Below are 3,473 nucleotides of genomic sequence, written 5' to 3' on the forward strand. Positions count from 1 at the left end.
AAAGTAGAGCTAGATGAATTATTTGAACAAGCAGATATTGTAACACTACATTGTCCGCTAACAGATGAAACCCGCAATATGGTTGACAAAAGAAGATTAGAGCTTATGCAGCCTACTTCAATCATTATCAACACAAGCCGTGGACCTCTAATTAATGAGGCTGATTTAGCTGAAGCTCTTAAAAATAAGACCATTTATGCCGCAGGTATAGACGTAATGTCGCAAGAACCTCCTAAGGCAGACAACCCTCTTTTAGGTGTAGAAAACTGCTATATAACTCCTCATATTGCTTGGGCTAGTTTCGCAGCAAGAACAAGACTCATGAAAATTTTAATTAATAATGTAAAAGCTTTCATGGAAGGTAAACCAGAAAATCAAGTAAACAAATAAAAGCTATAAAAGAACCCGTTCCCAACCGCCTTTATAAGACGACTTGGGGACGGGTTTTTATTTTCCTCCTTAACTTTCACTCTTACAGAAACAGTGCTGAAGTTTTTAGAGTATATTTATTGAATACTGCTTCAGAACGGAATAATGTCCTTATTACCTCTTCGTTAGACCAATCTTTACATTTAGTTTAAAGAAATAAGTACCGTGTTCTCTTTCTAAAAAGCCATATTTATCTTTTTCTTGAGATCCTTTGATGAAACGGGTATTCAGATATAGAAAATCCTCAAAAGCTTTACGCTCATCTTTGTGATATCCAATAATCTGTCCCTCACTACCAACTACAAGCATTCCTTCTACCGCTGAATCTTCTCCATTGAAAATTTTAGCAGGACGCATACCACAAGTTGCAGCCATAAGAAACTGCTTCATCTTGTATTCATAAAAGCGATGCTTCTGAATCAGGTCTTCTTTGATTTTTATGGGGTTTTCTTTTTTTATTAGATTCATTACTTCATAAACCCTTGACTTACCTTCTATATGAAATGTACGCACCATCTCTGCCAATATACGAGCAAAGTGAAGATCAATCATACTCAGATTGCAGCGGAATACTCTGTCGGCAACATCGGAATACCTTAATACTCCATCCATCTCCTGAATTAATAACATACGGTCTCTTACCGTTTCATTGGTTTCAAGAGCATTAATATTTTCTATCTCTGGTTGAGCAAATTTGCGAGCACCTGTTAATTCCAATTTTAGATTAGCCGATCTTCCTCCGTCTAATAAAGGACGCATGGGAGCCAATTTGGACTGAATTATAAAGCCAGTAGGGATTTTGTGAGGAGACCAAAAGCTGATTTTTAAATCAGTACGATCTTGCGTTTCAGGCTCGAGATACAAAATCTTAGCAGTATCCAAGAACTTTTCAATATCTTCGGGACATTCTATCTCCTCTTCATTATTCGATTTTATTAAATCGAGTACCTTATCTGCCATTACGGCCAAAGCTACACGATGCAGTTTAATATAATCTTCCTTCCCTTCAACACGAACCTTATCTTCTTCTATATAATACCTCCGTGGACCATCGTGTTCCTCACGTTCTATCACACTTATAGGCCAGAAAGAGCGTTCACTCTTCTCTCCTCTGTGATTTCCTAAGTAGAGTTTGCCATCTGTAAGCAGTCTCAGGAAAACATACAATTCACTCCACTCTGATTTATTCGCTTTAAATGCCATATTTAGTTCTTAATTTTCTTCTTTTTTAGTTTCTGCAGCTTCATCTGCAAACACTACCGTTTGCACTTTACTTAATCGATCCCTCAACTCTTCCATCTTTGAGCGTCTAATTCGCAAACGCATATTGCAAGCCATCTCAAATGTCTGATCTACTATTTGGGGTTCTATATCTTTTATGATACGCATCACATCATTCATAAAGGGATATTCAAAATCGAAAGTAACCTCTTCGTCTATGGTCTTCTCTATGATTTCTGCATGATCTAAAGCATCTGCAGCTGCTGCTTTATAAGCCACAACCAATCCACCCGTACCCAATTTGATTCCACCAAAATATCGTACAACAGCAATAAATACATTCGTCAATTCAAATGAACGTATTTGACCTAAGATGGGACGACCTGCTGTGCCAGAAGGTTCACCATCATCGTTAGCACGATATTTTATCTCATCACTTCCTATTAGATAAGCCCAACAGACGTGACGAGCATCATAATATTTCTTCCTTATTTCTTCTAAATACTCCTTAGCCTCCTCTTCTGACTCAACAGGCATAGCAAAGCTGATGAATTTACTTCGCTTTTCACTATATGCACCCTCTGAAGACTGAGCTATGGTTTTAAAAACATCATCTTGAATCATAATTAACACAAAGATAAAGAAAATCATCAAGCTTAAATAAATATAGATATACCAAAATACGATATGAGATATGGTCAATTGATCATTAAACTATCATGAAGCATACCCATATTACCACTCTTTCTCAGTATAGAAACAAATAGCAACTACAGATACAGCAGAAAAAACACACCTTTATTTATAAAAACATAAGATACTCCCTATTATCTCACTCAATCGGGCTACTTCTTAGTATTTTTCGTATAAAAGCAAAGTGGTTTAATGAAAGTTCCCTATATTTGTAAATAAATTATAAACTAGAATAAAAATACTAGAATGAGAAAATATAAGGCACATCCTTGGCACGGAATTAGAATAGGAGAGAATTTTCCTCACGTTGTGAACTCTTTTATAGAGATTGTGCCAACAGACACAGTAAAATACGAGGTAGATAAAGAAACAGGATATCTAAAGATTGATAGACCTCAAAAATACTCCAACATCATTCCTGCTCTATATGGATTTATTCCTCAAACTTATAGCTGGAAAAAGGTAGCAGAATTAACTAATCAAGCATTAGGACGTACAGATATTGAAGGAGACGGCGACCCTGTAGATATTTGCGTACTAACTGAAAAAGACATTACCCATGGTGATATTATAGTACGTGCACGCCCTATCGGTGGGTTCCGTTTACTTGACCATAATAAAGCTGATGATAAACTCATTGCCGTACTTGAAGACGATGCAATCTATGGACACTATCGCTCGATGGCTGATGTTCCAGAGACTGTAGTTAATCGCTTGAAACACTATTTTACTACTTATAAAGATCTTCCAGGCGATAGTAAACCAAGATGTATTGTTACAGATGTCTATGATGTAGAAACTGCATACGATGTCATTCGTCGCTCAGTGAAAGACTATAGAGATACATTTGGAGAAGAAGAAGAGTAACCTCTCCCTAAAAATATTTGAAAAGCTCACTATATTGTGAGCTTTTTTTATCTCTTTTTACTTTTCTCAATAAAGGTAGCCCAGAATAGCTAACTATTTCAAATAGATATAAATAATGTTTACAAAATCATTATAAAAATGATTTTGTTCAATATTATTTGTAATTTCGAACGTTCATCTAGGAAACTCAAAAAACTTACAGAGTGTTATGCTTAAACTAAGCTAGTAAAAGTAACTAGACACTAGAAAGAAATAAGCAATAA

At 35.8% G+C, this 3,473-nt stretch carries 4 protein-coding genes; 2 read left to right on the forward strand and 2 right to left on the reverse strand.

Annotated elements, in window-relative coordinates; genetic code table 11:
- Window positions 1-390 (forward strand): NAD(P)-dependent oxidoreductase (locus tag K8V80_RS04480; RefSeq protein ID WP_276775737.1); only part of this gene is annotated, 390 nt, incomplete at its 5' end.
- 153 nt (window positions 391-543) lie between these two features.
- On the opposite strand, the gene K8V80_RS04485 is transcribed toward K8V80_RS04480, so the two are convergent.
- Window positions 544-1,632: an HpaII family restriction endonuclease gene (locus tag K8V80_RS04485; RefSeq protein WP_276775739.1), complete on the reverse strand. Its 1,089-nt coding sequence runs from the start codon at window positions 1,630-1,632 to the stop codon at window positions 544-546.
- Window positions 1,633-1,641: 9 nt separating this feature from the next.
- Window positions 1,642-2,274, reverse strand: a complete 633-nt coding sequence (locus K8V80_RS04490; protein ID WP_276775740.1) for an IMPACT family protein — start codon at window positions 2,272-2,274, stop codon at window positions 1,642-1,644.
- A gap of 315 nt (window positions 2,275-2,589) precedes the next feature.
- Here K8V80_RS04490 and K8V80_RS04495 point away from each other — a divergent pair, with 315 nt between their 5' ends.
- Entirely contained in the window at window positions 2,590-3,210 is a 621-nt protein-coding gene (locus tag K8V80_RS04495; protein WP_006744503.1) for an inorganic pyrophosphatase, read from the forward strand.
- The last annotated feature ends 263 nt before the right edge of the window (window positions 3,211-3,473 follow it).

Origin of the sequence: Bacteroides coprosuis, from assembly GCF_020741705.1 — a bacterium.
GTDB classification, from domain to species: Bacteria; Bacteroidota; Bacteroidia; order Bacteroidales; family Bacteroidaceae; genus Bacteroides_E; species Bacteroides_E coprosuis.